General features: G+C 63.2%; 1 protein-coding gene. It reads right to left on the bottom strand.

The annotated features are described in order from the left end of the window. Nucleotides 1-27 precede the first annotated feature (27 nt). A partial coding sequence (locus B3187_RS13445; RefSeq protein ID WP_286806984.1) for a methyl-accepting chemotaxis protein occupies nt 28-489 on the bottom strand: 462 nt, incomplete at its 5' end.

The raw sequence follows: 489 nt of genomic DNA, 5'->3' as shown, positions 1-489 counted from the left end.
GAAGCGCGCATCCGCCGTAACCCCACCTTACCCACTCACCTGAAACGCACTGGTCAGGTGATGCAGATTCGACGCGGTACTGCGCAGTCGATCCGAGCTGCTGTGTAGAGCCCGGATCACCTGCCGCATGTCATTGCTGGCCCCCACCACCTCGCGGGTCTGCTGCCCATGCTCCTGGCTGTGGGCTTCAATGTGGCGGATGATCTCAAACATCCGCTCGACAATCCCGTGCAGCTCGGAGTTATCGGACGACGCATCGCTGGCCAGTTGCAGCCCCCGATCGACATCCGCCACGCTGCTTTCCATGAAGGTGGCCGCTTGCGCCGCCTCTTCCTGAATGGTGGCAATCTGATGTTCAATCTCTTTGGCCGCATCGGCGGTGCGCGCCGCCAGGCCCCGCACCTCATCGGCCACCACGGAAAAGCCTCGGCCGTGTTCACCGGCCCGAGCCGCTTCAATGGCCGCGTTCAGCGCCAACAGGTTGGTCTG

Source organism: Marinimicrobium sp. UBA4209 (genome assembly GCF_002381585.1).
GTDB lineage: Bacteria > Pseudomonadota > Gammaproteobacteria > Pseudomonadales > Cellvibrionaceae > Marinimicrobium > Marinimicrobium koreense.
This window is presented reverse-complemented; position numbering and strand designations above follow the sequence as displayed.